At 34.4% G+C, this 17,795-nt stretch carries 15 protein-coding genes and 1 pseudogene; 8 read left to right on the top strand and 8 right to left on the bottom strand.

Annotated features, from left to right (window positions below; genetic code table 11):
* Positions 1–111 (top strand): annotated as a pseudogene (locus ACKVOD_RS11720) (transposase); the annotation flags it as partial.
* A gap of 85 nt (positions 112–196) precedes the next feature.
* On the opposite strand, the gene ACKVOD_RS11715 reads toward ACKVOD_RS11720, so the two are convergent.
* From ACKVOD_RS11715 to ACKVOD_RS11705, 3 genes are all read right to left on the bottom strand, one after another.
* Entirely contained in the window at positions 197–745 is a 549-nt protein-coding gene (locus ACKVOD_RS11715; RefSeq protein ID WP_409209651.1) for an acyl-CoA thioesterase, read from the bottom strand.
* A 36-nt stretch (positions 746–781) separates the two neighbouring features.
* Positions 782–2,209, bottom strand: coding sequence for a rubredoxin (locus ACKVOD_RS11710; RefSeq protein ID WP_409209650.1), 1,428 nt, complete (start codon positions 2,207–2,209; stop codon positions 782–784).
* Between the two features lie 107 nt (positions 2,210–2,316).
* Complete coding sequence (locus ACKVOD_RS11705; protein WP_409209649.1) at positions 2,317–5,829, bottom strand: molybdopterin-dependent oxidoreductase; 3,513 nt, start codon at positions 5,827–5,829, stop codon at positions 2,317–2,319.
* Between the two features lie 123 nt (positions 5,830–5,952).
* On the opposite strand from ACKVOD_RS11705, the gene ACKVOD_RS11700 reads away from it, so the two are divergent.
* The 6 genes from ACKVOD_RS11700 (at position 5,953) to ACKVOD_RS11675 (ending at position 12,285) form a co-directional block, all read left to right on the top strand.
* Positions 5,953–6,657, top strand: a complete 705-nt coding sequence (locus ACKVOD_RS11700; protein ID WP_409209648.1) for a Crp/Fnr family transcriptional regulator — start codon at positions 5,953–5,955, stop codon at positions 6,655–6,657.
* Between the two features lie 290 nt (positions 6,658–6,947).
* On the top strand, positions 6,948–8,360 hold the full coding sequence (locus tag ACKVOD_RS11695; RefSeq protein WP_409209647.1) for an alginate export family protein: 1,413 nt from the start codon (positions 6,948–6,950) through the stop codon (positions 8,358–8,360).
* Between the two features lie 35 nt (positions 8,361–8,395).
* Positions 8,396–9,610 (top strand): CmpA/NrtA family ABC transporter substrate-binding protein, encoded by a 1,215-nt coding sequence (locus tag ACKVOD_RS11690; protein WP_409209646.1) that lies wholly within the window; start codon positions 8,396–8,398, stop codon positions 9,608–9,610.
* A gap of 90 nt (positions 9,611–9,700) precedes the next feature.
* On the top strand, positions 9,701–10,588 hold the full coding sequence (gene ntrB / locus ACKVOD_RS11685) for a nitrate ABC transporter permease (RefSeq protein WP_409209645.1): 888 nt from the start codon (positions 9,701–9,703) through the stop codon (positions 10,586–10,588).
* 93 nt (positions 10,589–10,681) lie between these two features.
* Positions 10,682–11,488, top strand: coding sequence for an ABC transporter ATP-binding protein (locus tag ACKVOD_RS11680; protein WP_409209644.1), 807 nt, complete (start codon positions 10,682–10,684; stop codon positions 11,486–11,488).
* Positions 11,489–11,739: 251 nt separating this feature from the next.
* Complete coding sequence (locus tag ACKVOD_RS11675) at positions 11,740–12,285, top strand: chlorite dismutase family protein (RefSeq protein WP_409209643.1); 546 nt, start codon at positions 11,740–11,742, stop codon at positions 12,283–12,285.
* A gap of 32 nt (positions 12,286–12,317) precedes the next feature.
* Here ACKVOD_RS11675 and ACKVOD_RS11670 read toward each other — a convergent pair whose 3' ends face one another.
* The 5 genes from ACKVOD_RS11670 to ACKVOD_RS11650 form a co-directional block, all read right to left on the bottom strand.
* Positions 12,318–13,961, bottom strand: coding sequence for a hypothetical protein (locus ACKVOD_RS11670; protein WP_409209642.1), 1,644 nt, complete (start codon positions 13,959–13,961; stop codon positions 12,318–12,320).
* Between the two features lie 278 nt (positions 13,962–14,239).
* Complete coding sequence (locus ACKVOD_RS11665; protein WP_409209641.1) at positions 14,240–14,719, bottom strand: YoaK family protein; 480 nt, start codon at positions 14,717–14,719, stop codon at positions 14,240–14,242.
* Entirely contained in the window at positions 14,700–14,870 is a 171-nt protein-coding gene (locus tag ACKVOD_RS11660; protein WP_409209653.1) for a hypothetical protein, read from the bottom strand. The genes ACKVOD_RS11665 and ACKVOD_RS11660 overlap by 20 nt, the downstream gene beginning before the upstream one ends.
* A 216-nt stretch (positions 14,871–15,086) precedes the next feature.
* The gene (locus tag ACKVOD_RS11655) at positions 15,087–15,683 is read right to left on the bottom strand and encodes a mobile mystery protein B (RefSeq protein ID WP_409209640.1); all 597 of its coding nucleotides are present in this window, start codon (positions 15,681–15,683) and stop codon (positions 15,087–15,089) included.
* Positions 15,674–16,135: a mobile mystery protein A gene (locus ACKVOD_RS11650; RefSeq protein WP_409209639.1), complete on the bottom strand. Its 462-nt coding sequence runs from the start codon at positions 16,133–16,135 to the stop codon at positions 15,674–15,676. The genes ACKVOD_RS11655 and ACKVOD_RS11650 overlap by 10 nt, the downstream gene beginning before the upstream one ends.
* Positions 16,136–16,539: 404 nt before the next feature.
* Between ACKVOD_RS11650 and ACKVOD_RS11645 the strand changes: the two genes are divergently transcribed.
* Positions 16,540–17,795 (top strand): APC family permease (locus ACKVOD_RS11645; protein ID WP_409209652.1); only part of this gene is annotated, 1,256 nt, incomplete at its 3' end.

Below are 17,795 nucleotides of genomic sequence, written 5' to 3'. Positions count from 1 at the left end.
CCTGTAAAAGATAAAATTGTGGCACTGACAGAAGATTATTATTTTAGCTCTGCTAGAAATTATGCCGGTTTAGATAATGATTTAGCAATAGTTTTACTTGATTTGTTTTAGTCGCCAATTGGAGTGGGCACGGTTTGCAAATCCGCGCTATCTGCTTACGAACTTCCACAACAGACCACAGGCAGCGACACGTTAATTACTGCAAATCGACCCTAACGTTATATTTATTTTCGCTCAAAATGCTTTCGATAGAGCCAAAGGAGGCTACACTTCGTTGCTCATCTCTTAGTTTTTTCATGGCAATTTGTTTCAAGCAGTTTTGAAAACGACTCACTTCTTTAAGATTAGTGAGAATGAGTCCAGGAACGGGAGCGTTATTTCCGTCATTGTCTTTAGAAACCATCGTAAAGTGAGAAGAATTACAGTGTTTTATAACGCCAGTTCTAATGTTTTCGGCTTCTACACGAATGCCTACAATCATCGAACTTTTTCCAACATAATTAACGCTTGCTTTCATGGTGACCAATTCGCCAACTTCAATAGGTAACAAAAAATTGACCGTATCTACAGAAGCCGTCACGCAGTAATTTCCTGAATATTTCGAGGCACAGGCAAAGGCAATTTGATCCAGTAATGATAGAATATAGCCTCCGTGAATTTTACCACTAAAATTAGTATGTGAAGGCAACATTAGTTCTGAAATACTGATATGCGATGAACTAACAGTTTTGAAAATAGAATCCATTTTAGAGGTTTATTTTAGATTATAGTAAATGCCAAATTAGACATTTATGACCAATTCAGCAAAATTTATTTTAGGAGATTCACACAATGAACAACAGTAATCTTCGGGTAAATCTTTAAACAAAACATCTTTCGGAATTCCTTGTATTACATCTCCAAAATCTGAATTGTAAATAGTTAAACATTCTGAACATTGATGAACAACTTGTTCTGTTTTTTCTTTTTTAGTTGTTGTATTGGTTAATTCAAGCACTGAATTCCCCAGTTCCTCAAAATATTTTTTACTCAATTCAATCAATATATTCGGTAGTTCAAGCTTGTCAACATCTTGAGCAATAACTATGTATTCTTTGGTGTTGGGGTCAAAATTTTTAGCATATAAAACATTAAATGTGTCCCGAATTTTTATAGATTCTAATTCTTTCGGAATATCATTTTTTTCGACAACAACTGAGGTAAAATAATGTCCCTCGCGATTATAATCAGACAAGCCAAAGGTAAGTCCATAAGTACTAATGTCAAATTGATCTAAGGTTCTTACTAAAAATGTTTTGAGGTTGAGTGCCCATTCTTCTGAAACGGGTAAGTGCCAGTTGAGTTCTAATAATGAATGTCTAACATTGATTCCTTTTTTTCCTAAAAACTTTTCCCAATCTATTTTTCTGGTATTTGGAATTCCCTTTACAATAAAGGATTTCCAGGGTGTGATGCATATTTTACCAATTTTGCAGTCAAAACACAAATCGCACATTTCTTTCAAAAATTCTAAATCATAGAGGTTATTTCGCCAATACAAACCAAGCCAATATTGATCTATACCCAATTTATTCATCCCTTCGTAATACGGGAACGGATAAAACGGAATATGTAAAGGTTTGTCAATAGTTCTATTATTAGAATCTAAAAATTCATTTACTAATTGGAAAATCATATCAACAGAGTCGGGTTCTTCGTCAAGAATTTTTTCGATAGCATAATATACTTCGGCAATATTCCAGCTATAAACAAGCACTGGATACAATTCCATTTTTTCCCATTTTGGCAAACGGATGTAGACATACCAATAGTCTTCATGATCAGAAGCAATATAATTTATGTGACCAGTAAACAGCGGAACTAGTTGTTGTTTTGGGTCTGTAATATTTACTTTAAGAGAGGGTTGGTCTTTGAATTGTTCTAAAATGTACAAAAATTTATTTCCTGTTAACCAAGTGGTATTTCTAAAAATATCGGTTGATACATAGGAGGTTACAATATTGTTTCCGCTTTTTTCATCGGGATATACAATAAGATGTTTTCCTGTTTTTTCTTTATCTATGGATTTAAAACCTTCAGGAAAAATAATATCTTGTCTTGAACCAAATGAGATTGCTTTTAAGCCTTGTTCAAGACCCATGTTTACAATTTCGCTTAATTCGCCTGGAGAAATCACACCACCTTTAATAATTAATCTTGTTAGTTCCATTTTTTTTCAGATTTCAGATTTACTTCGTCAGTTCGCTGACGCTCGAGTCAGATTTCAAATTTCAGGTTTTTACTGCTAACTGCAACCTGAAATCTGCCGACTGAATCTCATTTACATTTAGCTAATATCTCTTTCACTTCGGTTTTGCAACTTCCACAACCTAATCCTGCGCCGGTAGTTTTGCACAATTCGGTAAAATTAGTAACACCACTTTTTATGCAGTCTTCTATATTTCCTTTTCCTACTTGACTACAAGAACAGACTAGTTTCCCTAAAACAGGTTTGGCGTCAGATCTTCCTCTTAATAAGGTATTTCTTTTGTCAGCAAGTTCAATTTTACTTTCAATAAGGGTTTTAAATTCAGCAAATTCATTTTTATCACCCATCAGAATGGCACCAATGAGCAAATCATTTTTGACTACACATTTTTTATAATAGCGTTTTCCTAAATCAGCAAATACTATTTCTTCATAAGAGTCGTCATTATCTGGAATTTCAATTTCGCCAATACTGCATAAATTAATATCTTCAAGTTTTAGGATATTCATCAAAACTGATCCTTTATAAAAACTACTAATATCTCCTGCTAAGAAGTTCGCTAATATATCGGCTTGTTCTTCTGCAGCCGATGTGATTCCGAATAACTGATTATTGAATTCTGCAATTTCCCCAATAGCATAAACAGCCGGGTTAGAAGATTGAAGGTATTGATTCACTTTTACGCCACGTCCACATGCTATTCCTGATTCTTTGGCAAGTTCAATATTCGGAATCGTTCCAATGGTGTAAACAATAGCATTAGCAATGATGATTCGTCCACTTTTGAGGGCGATTTCAATTTCATTCGGATTTTCGGTTTCAAATACGGTGCTTACCTCATTGTCAAAATATATTTGAATGTCCCTGATTTGTACTTCTTCGGCTAATAATTTGCTAGATACTCGGTCTAATTGACGTTCCATTAAACGGGATGCTCTTTGGATTATCGTAATTTTAACTTTTTTATGTTTTAAAGCTGCAGCTAGTTCTAATCCTAATAATCCACCGCCAACGATCACAACATGTTGTTCTTCAGGTATTAGGTTTGTGTTGTCTAAATAGGATTTTAATTTGTCAGCATCTGTCTTTTTTCGCATTGTAAAACGCCCAGGCAAATGCAATTGGGCATTTTCAGGAATAAAAGGGCGACTACCTGTTGCTAAAATTAAGGAATCAAAGGTATGTGTTTCGCCATCACTGTCTATGATTTGATTGTCTTTCGCATTGATTTTATCAATCGAAACCATCGTTTTCATCGTGATATTTAACTTTTTAAGAGCCTCATCTTTAATTTTTAAAAGTTGTTCCCACGATAATTCGGCTGTGACATATTCAGGTAATAAAACCCGATTATAAAATGGATTTTCCTCATTAGAAAAAACAATTATTTCATCGGTTGTATTTATTTCTCTATAGTTTTGAATAAATCTAAAAGCAGCTGCACCCGCACCAACCACTGCAATTTTCTCAAACGGTTTGATGTATTTAGCTATTGCTACAGTTGTGTATTTAAAATCGGGCTCTTTTGAAGTAGGATCAACAACAGTATTGGTTAAATTATTCGTTCTAATGAGGTCATTTTCTAATTGTTTCCCCCAATGCATTGGCAAGAATACAACACCTTCTCTAATGGAGTCTGACACCTTAGCTTTTACTCTTACGATTCCGTTTTTGTTAGTTACTACTACTATATCTCCGTTTTCAATTTTTGATTTATAGGCATCAATTGGGTTTATTTCTAACAGCGGACTCTGGATATGAGTCATCAGTCGAGATACTTTTCCGGTTTTGGTCATCGTATGCCATTGATCTCGAATTCGCCCTGTTGTTAATATAAACGGAAATTCTCTATTCGGCGGTACCGAAGTGTTTTCTATAGAAGTAGGTATATTAAAAATGGCTTTCTTTGAAGGGGTAAAGAATTTTTTATCCGCAAACAAACGCGGCGTACCTGGATGTCCATAATCAGAAACAGGCCATTGGAAAGTTCCTTCGTTGATCAGTCGATTATAATTTAAAAACGAGATATCGATATTTGAATCTTTAGTCATCAAACAATACTCTTTGTATATATCCTCGGTGGTATTGAAATTGAAACCGCTAAATTTCATTTTTTTGGCAAATCGAATCAGAATTTCAGTATCCGGTAGCGCTTCCCCTGGAGGATTTATGCCCTTTGGTAAATAAGAAATTCTTCTTTCAGAATTGGTCATCGTACCATCTTTCTCAAGCCATCCAGCTGCGGGCAACAATAAATCGGCGTATTTTGTGGTGTCTGAATTGTGTGAAATATCTTGAACAACCACAAATTTGGCATTCGCCAAGGCTTTTTCTACGCGTCTAGCCTCGGGTAAACTTACTAATGGATTAGTGCAAATGATCCAGATTGCTTTCATTTTTCCAGATTCTAAAGCATCAAACATTTCTGTTGCAGTCAATCCAGGCTTATCTGAAATTTCACTAACCCCCCAAAAATCAGCTACTTCTTTGCGATGTAACGGATTATTTAATTCTTTATGAACCGCAAGTAAATTAGCCATGCCCCCTACTTCACGACCACCCATAGCGTTAGGCTGCCCGGTTAACGAAAAAGGTCCAGAACCTGGTTTTCCAACATGACCAGTCAGTAACGAAAGGTTTAGTAGCGCCGTGTTTTTGTCAACACCAATAGCACTTTGATTCAGTCCCATTGCCCAAAGCGAAATGAATCCTTTGGCTTTTCCGATAATATCAGCAGCCATTTTTATTTCATTAACAGAAATACCGCATAACTTTGAGGCTTTTTCAAAAGAACTAGAAAGAACTAAGTCCTTATAGAGTTGGTAATTTTCGGTATGGTTTTTTATAAAATCAGTATCGGCATACCCTTTTTCTATAAGTCTTTTAGCGAAGGCATGATATAAAATAATGTCAGAACCCGGAATAATTTGTAAATGTAAATCAGCTGCTAATGCAGAATCTGTTTTACGGGGATCGATAACTATAATTTTTACTTTAGGGTTTTTCTCTTTGTGCATTTCGATTCTACGAAATAGAATAGGGTGGCACCATGCTGGATTTGCTCCAGTAATAAGAAATGTATCGGCTAACTCAATGTCATCATAAGCAATGGGTACTGAATCTTCTCCAAAAGTTTTTTTATACCCAGCAACAGCAGAGCTCATACACAAACGAGAGTTGGTATCTATATTATTGGTTTTTAGAAACCCTTTGACCAATTTGTTCACCAAATAATATTCTTCTGTAAGACATTGACCAGAAATATAAAAACCCACACTATCGGGTCCATATTTACGGATCATAGAACTAAAAACAGCTGCGGCACGTTCTAGGCCTTCGTCCCAACTTACTCGTTCCTTTGGGTGGGATTTGCTCCACCGCATTTCTGGGTACAGGATTCGGTCAGAAGTGTCATTCACTACATAATGTAGATTCATACCTTTTGAACAAAGCATACCTTTGTTGACTGGGTGATCCTTGTCGCCAGTTACGGTCACTCCGTTTTTTTGGTCGTTATGTACAATAATTCCGCAGCCTACACCACAATACGAACAGGTAGTTTTGATTTCTGAATTTTGCATTATCGATTATTTTATTAATCATAAAACTAAATAGTAGCTACTTTTTAGTTTTTGAATGTGTAAAAATAAGTATTTTTACGTATTTATACGTATGAATTCAAAATTCTTTTTTAAATTTGTTTTATGAAAGAAAATGTAGCCCATTGTAATTCTTGTGTCAATGAAAATTGTTTTATAAAAAAACATCTTCATTTGGACAAAATGAAAAATTATATTGAAAACAAATACAGTTTTCTTTGTAAAAAAGGACAACAATTTATTATTGAAGGATCACCAACACAAGGTTTATATTTTATTTATAAAGGAAAAGCAAAAACCGTAAAGACAGGAATTAACGGAAGAGAACAAATCGTTAGAATGACTAAAGATGGCGACACTGTTGGGTTTAGAGGTTTTGGTACCGGAAAACGCTATTTAATTGGGGCTTATGCTCTTGAAGATACAATTTTATGCAATTTCAATAATGATCATATTTTAGAAATACTACATTCTGTTCCAGAATTCACTTTTGATTTAATGTTGTTTTATGCGGATGAGCTTAATAAAAGCGAAAATAATATCCGAAAAATTGTCCATATGAGTGTTCGAGAGCGAGTTATAGACACCTTATTATATATGCATCGAAAATTCGGACAAGAAAAGGGAGTAATTGATCTTGATTTGTCTAGAAAAGAAATAGCTGACTTTGCTGGAACTACTGATGAGCAGGTGATTCGTGTGATTTCTAGTCTAAAAAAAGAAATGCTAATTAAAACTGTCGGCAAAAAAATAGGGCTCTTGAATGTTGAAAAATTACGTTCAGAAATTAAGGAACATAAATACTTATAATTTTTTTAAAAACACCTATTTCTATTTGATTTTACTTTCTTATTATACCTAATTTATCTAAGCACTAAGTAGATAAATTAGGTATATTTTTATTTTTGATACACTACGTTTATTTGATTTTACCTTGTAAATCAGTATTTCAATACACTTAACTGCTAAAAAACAGTTTAATAACCAACTTATCATTTTTGATTTATGTATTAAAAGATGATTTACTTACGTCAATAATCATTAAACTAAGTATTAATACTTACGTATATTTGTTTCATACTAATTTAAATAAAATGATTATGCTAAAGATTACTACAACATTGCAAAAAATCGAAGGATTTAAAAATGGAAAAACAGCAAAGAATAGTTTTTCAAAATCAATTTTTTTAGGAATTTCTTTATTGGTGCTGGGACAAAATGTTTCGCACGCTCAATTAACGGTTACTGGGCAGTTTAGAGAAAGAACTGAAGCTAGAGGTGGATTTGGTACTTTATTACAAGATGGAAAAAGAGGTGCCCTGTTTACAAATCAAAGAACAAGATTAAATGTAGGTTTCGCAGGATATCGATATAAAATCTATGCGTCTTTGCAAGATGTTCGAGTTTGGGGGCAAGACGCTTCTACTACCAACAGGGTTACCTCAGATGCTAATGATGGTTTATTACTTCATGAGGCATGGACCGATCTTAGTTTGATTGATACCCTTAGTACGATTCAAAACTTTTCGTTAAAAATTGGGCGTCAAGAAATTTCGTATGATGATCAAAAAGTCCTTGGAAGTTTAGATTGGTTGCAACAAGCCAGAAGACATGATGCGATTGTCTTAAAATATGCTAATAAAGGTTGGACTGTTGACTTAGGGGCTGCTTTCAACCAAAGATCTGAGCAAAGTAGTGGTACTTCTTATAATGGACAACCTGGAACATATCCTGCTGGAACAAATGCTATAGGACATGCTTATAAATCTTTTCAATATGCATATATAGGTAGAAAATTCTTCTTCGGTGATATGTCATTCTTATTCTTTAAAGATGATTTTAGCAAATTTACAGGAACAGTAGCGACTCCAACAATTATTGACGGTGTAAATTCAAGAACTACAACTGGTGTTTACTACAATGTAAATCCAACGCGTAAATTAAATCTAAACGGTAGTTTTTATTACCAAGGCGGACATGATAAAGTAGGCAAAACAATTAGCGCTAGACTAGCATCTTTAACTGCAACATACCAAGTAAATAGAAAGTTATTTTTAGGTGCTGGTGCTGATTATTTATCTGGAACAGACGGAACTACTGCAGCTACTCAAAACAATCAGTTTGACCCTTTGTATGGAACACCACACAAATTCTGGGGTTATATGGATTTCTTCTACGTAGCTAGTGGATTTGGAAATCAAGGTTTGTTGAACTACTATGCAAAAGCAAAATACCTAGCTAGTGATAAATTGAGTTTATTTTTAGATGTTCACGGGTTTGAATCAGCTGCTAAACTTGCAGGTGATAAAACGCCATATCTAGGTACTGAGGTTGACCTTATGGCTAGATATAACTTTACTAAAGTTATCAATATCGAGGCTGGTTATTCAGTAATGGCTGCAACCAACACGATGGCTAAGGTTAAAGCTGTAGTGAATCCAAAATTAACGGCACAATTTGCTTACATCATGTTGAAAGTAACACCCAATTTCTTGAATACTAAAAAAATGTAATTCTAAAGAATTTTAAAAATTAAATAATAAATAAGATGAAAAAATATTCAATAAATTTCAAAACTACATTTTTAGCATTGATGCTAACGCTGGCAACTGCTTTTACCGCAATAAATGCTCAAGAACCAGTAAAATTAGGATTTATTCCTTTGACAGATTGCTCGCCATTAGTGATGGCAAAAGAACTAGGATTATTCAAAAAATATGGTGTTGAGGTGGTTTTGACCAAAGAAACTTCATGGGCAAATGTGAGGGATAAAATCTTAACTGGTGAACTAGACGGAGCGCATTGTTTGTATTCTATGCCTTTTTCAGTCTATACAGGAGTAGGCGGAAAAGAAGGTTCTTTGATGAAAATAGCCATGATGCTTAACGTAAACGGACAAGCTATTACACTTTCAAATGATTTTTGTGGTAAAGTAGGTTTTAAACAAATGAATAAGGTAACACCAGTAGTTGCTGCTAAGTTGAAAGCTGAAAAAGAAGTCACTTTTGCGATGACTTTCCCTGGAGGAACACACGATTTGTGGTTGCGAAACTGGATGTCGATCGCAGGATTGAATCAAAAAGCAGTAAAAATTATTACGATTCCTCCTCCTCAAATGGTGGCAAACATGAAAGTGGGTAACATGGATGGATACTGTGTTGGTGAGCCTTGGGGTGGTGTTGCCGTAAAACAAGGAATTGGTTTTACTCAAATTGCTACTCAAGATATCTGGAAAGATCACCCAGAAAAAGCATTGGTGGTAAACAATGAATTTAGCACAAAACACAAATCCGATCTTGTAAAAGTAATGAAAGCAGTTATGGAAGCTTGTAAATGGTTAGACGTTCCAGCCAATCGAAAAAAAGCGGCGGGGATTATCGGAAAAGCACCTTATGTTAATGCTCCAGCCGAAATTATAGAAGCGAGATTGATGGGCGATTACAACCTAGGTTGTAACCAAGGTATCGAAGTCTATGATAATGATTATATGTTATTTCACAAAGGCGGAATGGTAAACATGCCTCGTAAGTCTCACGGAATTTGGGCAATGGCGCAATACGTACGTTTTGGGTATTTAAAAGAAGAACCAAACTATAAAGCTATAGCCGAAAAAATTGTAATGGATGATTTGTATGCAGAAGTTGCCGCAAGTATGAAAGTTAAAGTCCCTAACGATGATATGAAGCCTTTTTCTCTTACTATGGATAAAACCGTTTTTGATCCAAACAATCCATCAGCCTATTTAAAACTTGTAAAAAAATAATATAAATAGATAGCACAACAGTATTTAGTCACTAAAATACTGTTGTGTTTTAAAAATTCAAAACTAAAAACCAAATTAAATCACATTACCATGTCTGATAACAATACATTAACCCTAACTAATTTAGAACAAAAGAAAGCTTTTGTTCAAGAAACAATTGGAGAAAGTGCTCCAAATAACGAAAAAAGAATTGAGATTTTGAACGCTGTTTTCGAAAAATCAAAATCCGTACTTTTTGCAGCTCTCGGCTTAGTCATTTTTGGAGGTTTATGGGAAGGGTTGAGCGCCTATACTGATAATGCATTGCCAACACCAATAACTACTTTAACCGTTTTGAAAGATATGATTATAGATCCATTTTATGATTACGGGCCTAACGACAAAGGAATTGGTTTGCAGTTGTTTAGCTCTTTAAAAACAGTTTTAAGCGATTTTTTATTAGGTTCTCTTGTCGCAATTCCACTCGGAATATTGATTGGTGCCAACAAAATATGCAAACTTGTTTTCTATCCAATAGTACAATTATTAAAACCTGTTTCACCATTAGCTTGGTTTCCAATAGGATTAGTAGTTTTTAAGGATACAGGAATGGCAACGGTTTTTATTGTATTTATTACATCCTTATGGTCAACATTAATCAACACTTCTTTTGGTGTTGCTTCCATCCCTCAAGATCATAAAAATGTCGCTAAAGCCTTTGGTTTTTCTAAAAAAAGGTATTTGATGAAAATTTTATTTCCGTATAGTTTACCTCACATTATTACAGGTTTACGCTTGAGTATTAGTGTGGCTTGGTTGGTAATTGTAGCTGGTGAAATGTTGTCTGGTGGTTCAGGAATCGGATTTTTTGTATGGGACAGCTGGAATGCGCTAAGCCTCGAAAGAGTAATTTCGGCGATTATAATAATTGGAGTAGTCGGATTATTATTAGATAGAATATTCACTTATTTCGAAAGCAGAGTAGCTTATAAAGCTTAAAAAAGTTTATGAGTTTAAAGGTTTAAGAGTTTAATTACAGTTGAAAACCTACAACCTCATAATAAATACCCATAACCCTAATACCCTAAAAAAATGAGTTATTTAGAAATAAAAGATTTGGAAATTTCGTTTCCAACCCCAAAAGGAAAATATGTTGCTGTTACGGATATCAATCTTTCTATTAAGAAAGGAGAAATAGTTTCTATTATTGGACACTCAGGATGTGGTAAATCTACCATAATGAATGCCATTGCTGGAATGTTATCCCCTACTGGAGGTTCAGTTGAACTAGATGGTAAAATAATAAAAGGCCCAGGGCCTGATAGAGGAATCGTTTTTCAAAATTATTCGTTACTGCCGTGGTTGTCTGTTCATGAAAATATCTTTCAAGCCGTTGATTCCGTAATGAAATGCTCTGCAAAAGAAAAACACGAAATCGTGGACTACAATCTTAAAATGGTAAATTTATTAGAACACCGAGACAAATTACCAGGGCAATTGTCAGGAGGTATGAAGCAAAGAGTAGCTATCGCTAGAGCTTTTGCCATTAACCCAGGAGTGTTATTGCTTGACGAGCCTTTTGGTGCATTAGATGCTTTTACAAAAAGTTCCATGCAACTGGAAGTGTTGAAACTATGGAATTTGAATAATCGAGACAAAACCATTATAATGATTACGCATGATATCGAAGAAGCCTTGTTTTTATCCGATAGAATTGTAGTTATGAGCGATGGTCCAGCAGCCACCATCAGAGAAATTGAAGAGGTGCATTTACCAAGACCTAGGAATAAAATTGAAATCGTAAAATTACCTGAATATATTGAACTTAGAGACCGATTATTACATTTGTTAACGGATAAATTCTCTATCGAAGATATGGATATGGTGTATAAAAAATAGTTTGAATTAATTTGGTTTAGTGATGAATTCCCTGTTTTGATTTTTTTCTGAACAGGGTTTTTTAATCTCTTTTAGGTTTAATTCCTCGAAGGTCTGCTTCGGTTTTTTTGCCACAGATTACTTCGTCTGTTCAACCTTCGGTCTCGAGTCACAGATTAAAAAAGATTTTTGAAAATCTGTGAATCTGCGGCTGTTATTTTGCTAATACCTCTGGGGCTATGCCCCGAGGTGGTTTATTAAATAAAAAAAATATGACAACAACAATTTTTGATTTTGTAGGTTCAAACCAAGGGGAATGGAAAGTTACTTCCATGACAACTTTAAAAGGCGAAGTATTGGCTCCCATTACTCATTTGCAAAAAGTAGCCAGCACTTTAGAGCAATCTGAAAATGGGATTTGGACATTAAAGGGAGTTATCAGTAATTTGCGTTATACCGAAAAAGAAGACAAGGAAAAATTAGTTGCGATTCAAGAAGATTTAGGCAGGGCATCGGCAACTTTTGCCGCTTTTATTCCCATTCGGAAATCGGAGGCTTGGTGGAATTTAGCCCAAGATGAGCGAAGGAAAATTATGGAAAACAAATCGCAACACACCCATACCGGAATGAAATATTTACCTGCCATAGCCCGAAAATTATTCCATTCACGTGATATTGGTCAGCCCTTTGATTTCTTGACTTATTTTGAATATGCCCCAACTGATGCCAATGCTTTTGAAGAACTTTTGTATGCTCTAAGAACCACCGAAGAATGGACGTACATTGATCGTGAAGTAGAGATTAGATTGATAAAATGAAGTCAATTTTTCGCATTAAAGTATTCAACGAATTATTTTCTACCAACTTCCTTAGCCCAATTACCCCGATAAATTATTTTTTGGTCATGAATTTGAAAAATAAACTTGCCATACTGAACCGAAATTCCAGCAGATGCGTTTACAACCCAACAATTATCGGGGATGTTAAAGAAATTTTCATAAGTAATTGTCTTTTTATCCAATTGATCATTAATAGAAACTGATTTCTCTGAACCTATTTCCCATCCAAGGTGTGTGTTATAGCTTAGCTTTAAATCTCCAATCAATTTAAATTTTTCATTGGTCTCGATTTTGGTTTTAATACTCGCTATTTTTCCTTGATTCAAATCCTTTTCTGGAGTCACCACAATGGTTAATTTAGGTAATTCAAAAGCGGTTTTTGAAGCCAGAATGTTAATGGATTCATTTTTGATGATTTGATTATTCTTGTCATAAAATTCGAAAGCGAGTTCCATATCTTCTATCCCAACTGGGTCAATGGTCAATTGATCGGTAAAATAACCTTCTTTAGTTATGTTTTTAGCATAGATAACTTTATCGCGAAATTTTACAACAACTCTTTTTACTTCTTTGTCATTAAAAAGTTCCAAAGGAATTGTTGTATTGGTATATATCGATTTGTTTTTCGGACTTATAATCAACCCCTTCATATAATTTTGCATTGCAAACCAAACTGGACGTGGTGAGCCATATTTATCGTTCAAATCTCGATAACCCCAGAAACCGAACCATTCCTCCGGCTGATTTAAACTATGATTACTTTTATCGCCGCCTTTCCACCAGCCGTCTGCATAATAAAACGGGCACATACCCACCGCACCCGCATCAATAAGGTCGCGATAATTCGAAATTAGCCCATCACTTTGTTGTTTTAGAGTGTTCGAACCATAACGGCCATTGCCCCCTTTTGGTGAAACTGAATATCCAAATTCGGTAGTTATAAATGGTTTATTCAATCCGTTTAATTCACACAATCCTTTAATATAATCTTTAAATCCCATGGTGGCTGTTTGCCCCTCGGTATGGTCATAACAATTATAAGCATACACATCAAAAATGCTCTCATTCAAATAATCGCTAATCATAGCATTAGCCGAAAGAGTGACTGGAATTCCTGGATGCTCACTATGAATCATATCTATTAAGGTTTGCATCAAATCAACAAATGCCTTGCCTGTAACACTATGAATATGGTCTGTTTGAGGTTCATTAATAACTAAATAAGTAATTATACAATCGTATTTATTGGCATAACTCAATACTTTTTTAAGCTCTGTTTTAGTATAATTTATGAATTTAGGGTCTCCGTAATTTTCTTCAGGATTTACGGATATACCCATAATAAGTTTTAAACCTGACTTCTGAACAAGTTTCAATTGAGCTTCAGAATACTGACTCCATGTTCTAATGGTATTGTAACCTCCTTTTTTGATGTTTTCCAGATCAAATTTCATTAAATCTAGTTCATCCTTCTTTTTATCCTCATAAGGATGTTGTCCAGGGCGAGCTCCTATTTCATAACCAATAGCTTTTATAAAAAACTTTTGCCCGTTTAGGTAATACCAATTGTCTTTTAATTCAATTTTCGTCTGCGAATAGCCTAGGCAAACGAAAACAAAAAACAGAATGATTGTTAATGCTGAATTTCTTTTCATATGTTTTTTTTTGGTGCAAACAACCATCAGTCTGCTAAATAAATTTCCGTTATAGTAGCAACAAATATAGCTAAAAACTTGTGCAAAATGAAGACTCAAGTATTTCTAGATAGGCAACAGATCGTAGAATGAAAAATGGAAGTAGATACTCGATGCACTCATGTGCTAGTGAGGTTGCAGTGCGTTTTGTGTTGCTCAGCTTTGTGGGTACGAGCTTAAAGTTACACTAGCCTTTGCAATTATTTTTGTTTGCGTTTGTTGGCTATTTGTGGTATTTTTTAAACATTAAATTTTCGATTCAACAGTAGTAACTTTAATTTTAAGTTATCATAAAGTAATCCGAGTAGTAATGCTAAACTAGAAATAATCAATACTTTGAGCCCATTTTTAGCATAGAATATCCCACCAATAAAAAAGAAACTTATGATTGTTACTCTTAGTTTTATAGACGAATATAATTTCTTTTTCATTACAATTTCTTTATAAAAGAACAGTTGAGATAATTCTATTCCTAAGTCTGTAAAAAGCCCTGTTAGATGCGTCGTTCTTACAGTTGCGTTAGCTATTTTTGTCACTAAGGAATTCTGTAAACCCATTGCAAATAATAAACTGCATGCAATTATGTTTGGATTTTCAGTGATTAATTTTTCTCCGAAAAAACCAATAGTTAATAGTATTAAAATTTCAATTGAAGTAGGAAAGACATATATGTATCTTTCGGTTTTTCGTGAAACAAATTCAACTAAAATTAGAAACAATTGAACCTAGAAAAAAGAAAAAAATGTATAGAAAATAAACAAACCCTTGCCAAAAGTTCAGTTTAAATACTTCATCAACAAAAAAAGCAAAATGTCCAGTTACGTTTGTAGTTAGTTTTTGTACAGATAAAAACCCAGCAACATTTACAATTCCAGCAACTAAAGAGAGTAAAGATGCAATTCGTAAATTGTGAACTAAGGTTTTTTTTGACCTTGATGGCTAAGTATTTTTCATACTGTTTTTTTTTATAGTTCCATTTTTTCCAAAATATTTGTGGTCACGAGCTTGATGTTCGCGCAAGATAAAGAAACGAACAATTTACCGAAAACCAGCGATTGCTTTTGACGCGTGTTAGTAAGCTTTTTTTCATTCTCTAGCAAATTTAATTAATGGATTTATATCTCCTTTATCTCCTTCTCGGATAGCGTTGATATAATTATTTCGTGTGTCATCGGCTTTAACCATATTCGAATGATTCCATGTAAAGACTTTATTTTTAAATATTGATTCGATAATAATATCGGCCATAATTCTAGAATGCCTTCCATTGCCATTTGGAAAACAATGAATATTTACTAGCCTATGTTTAAATCGAATTGAAATTTCATCCAGAGAATATGTTTCGTTTTCTATCCAATATTTTGTATCATCTAAAAGCATTTTCAAATCAACCCCAATGTTAATCCATTTTACTCCAATATTTTTTTCTGACTTTCTAAATTCACCTGCCCATGCCCAAACATTTCCAAGCATTTTTTTATGTAAAGTTTTACTAAAATCCTCAGTTAGAACTTTATCTTTATTGAGTTTACTTTGCATAATCCATTTAACGGCTTGCTCAATATTTAACTGCTCATGCTCATTTAATTCTGCATGTGTAGTTATTGATTTTATCAATAATCCATCTTTTTCTTCTTCACTCAATGGTGTTTGACCCTCTTCATATTCTAGTTCTAATCCCATAGTGATTTATTCATTTCTCTTTTAATCTCATCAACTAAATCATCTATAGCACGACTAATCTGTTCATCACTATTTCCTTGATTTTCAAGTTTCATGTTATGATTTGTTCTTAAAACTATTTTTTTTGCTAATTCTTCAGCTTTGTAATTAACTAAATTTTCTATAGAACCTCGCTTAGGAACAAAGCCATAGACAAATTCCATATCTAAAATTTGTCCTACTTCTTTTAACGATTTTATAGAAATAGAACCTGTGGCTTCTCTTTCTTCTATTTTTTTAGCGCCTTGTCTAGTAATATTAAGTTTTTGACCTAATTGCTCTAAAGTCATATTAAGCGTTACTCGAATATTTGATACCCATCCTTGATCAGGAATTATAATTTTTTCAGTTCCTTGAAATGGTTTCAGTTTTTTATCGAGTTGTTGAATTAATAATTTTTTTTGTGTTCTCATAATTCGATATTTACAAAGACAAATGTAAACATATTTATTTACAAATAAAATAAAAAGTAAACTCATGTGTTTACTTTTTACTACATAAGTAAACTTATAAGTATACAAATGAGTAAAAATGTCAATTTATATGTTTATGCGTAAAATGGTTGTCAACGGTCGATGCTAGCGCTCGTGGCGGCTTGCGGAATCTTATTTATTTCTATAGATTTTATTGCTTTTGTTTGTGGTTATGAGCTTGACACTCACACTAGTAGGAGCCAATCTTTATTTTAATCAAATATATAGATAATTCTTTACAAATCCGCTAGAGCTTTTTTGTTTTAAAAATGAATCGAAAGCACATTTCCAAAAAAAGTATATCTTTAGCCAAAAAAACCAAAAAAACCAAAAAACCAAAAAAAATGCAAGAAGAAAATCAAGACCATTTTAAAAGAGAACTCGGATTATTAGACGGAACCATGCTCGTTGTGGGCTCGATGATTGGTTCAGGGATATTTATAGTAAGTGCTGATATTGCCAGACAAGTCGGTTCGGCAGGATGGCTGATCCTGATTTGGGTTATTTCGGGACTAATCACCATGATTGCTGCTGTGAGTTATGGCGAGTTGAGTGCCATGTTTCCCAAAGCGGGCGGACAATATGTGTATCTTAAGGAAGCCTATAATAAACTGGTTGCGTTTCTCTACGGTTGGAGTTTCTTTGCGGTGATACAAACGGGAACGATTGCTGCCGTTGGAGTGGGTTTCTCTAAATTTTCGGCTTATTTAATTCCAGCGCTCAGCAACGAAAATATCTTGTTTGAAATAGGATCTTTTCAACTCAATGCGGCGCAAATTGTTTCGATAATTACCATTATTCTACTCACCTACATCAATAGCCGAGGCGTGAAAAACAGTAAAATGATGCAAACTGTTTTGACAGTCATTAAGATTTTGTCGCTTTTTGGTTTGATTGTTTTTGGTTTTCTTTTGGCGGCAAAAGCCGAAATTTGGAATGCCAACTGGGCAGATGCCTGGAGTACGCGTTCCTTTGATTTAGATAGTAACTCTTGGATGCCTATAGGCGGAACAGCTTTGATTGCTGGTGTTTCGGCAGCCATGGTAGGTTCATTGTTCTCGAGTGATGCCTGGGTTGGAGTGACTTTTATTGCAGGTGAAATCAAAAATCCGAAACGCAATGTAGGACTGAGTTTGTTCTTAGGGACTTTTCTCGTAACGGTGATTTATATTTTGGCGAATTTGATGTACTTGGCAGTGATGCCGTTGCAAGAAATTGCGACTGTTCCTTCGGATAGAGTGGCTGTGGCGGCTTCGCAACACACCTTTGGCGATATGGGAACGATTATCATTGCGGTGATGATTATGATTTCGACTTTTGCGTGTAATAATGGTTTGATTATGGCGGGAGCCAGAGTGTATTATACCATGGCTAAAGACGGTTTGTTTCTTAAAAGAGCAGCCGAATTGAATGAGGCTAGCGTTCCGGCTTGGGCATTGTGGATGCAATGTTTATGGGCTTCGTTCTTGTGTTTGACTGGGAAATATGGTGATTTGCTGGATTTCGTTATTATTATTGTTTTGATATTTTATATTTTGACTATCTATGGTATATTCATTCTGCGCAAGAAAATGCCTGATGCCGAAAGACCTTATAAGGC

Origin of the sequence: Flavobacterium sp. (genome assembly GCF_046155325.1) — a bacterium.
Lineage (GTDB): Bacteria > Bacteroidota > Bacteroidia > Flavobacteriales > Flavobacteriaceae > Flavobacterium.
The sequence above is the reverse complement of the archived record's forward strand: the minus strand, read 5'-3'. Positions and strand labels throughout refer to the sequence as shown.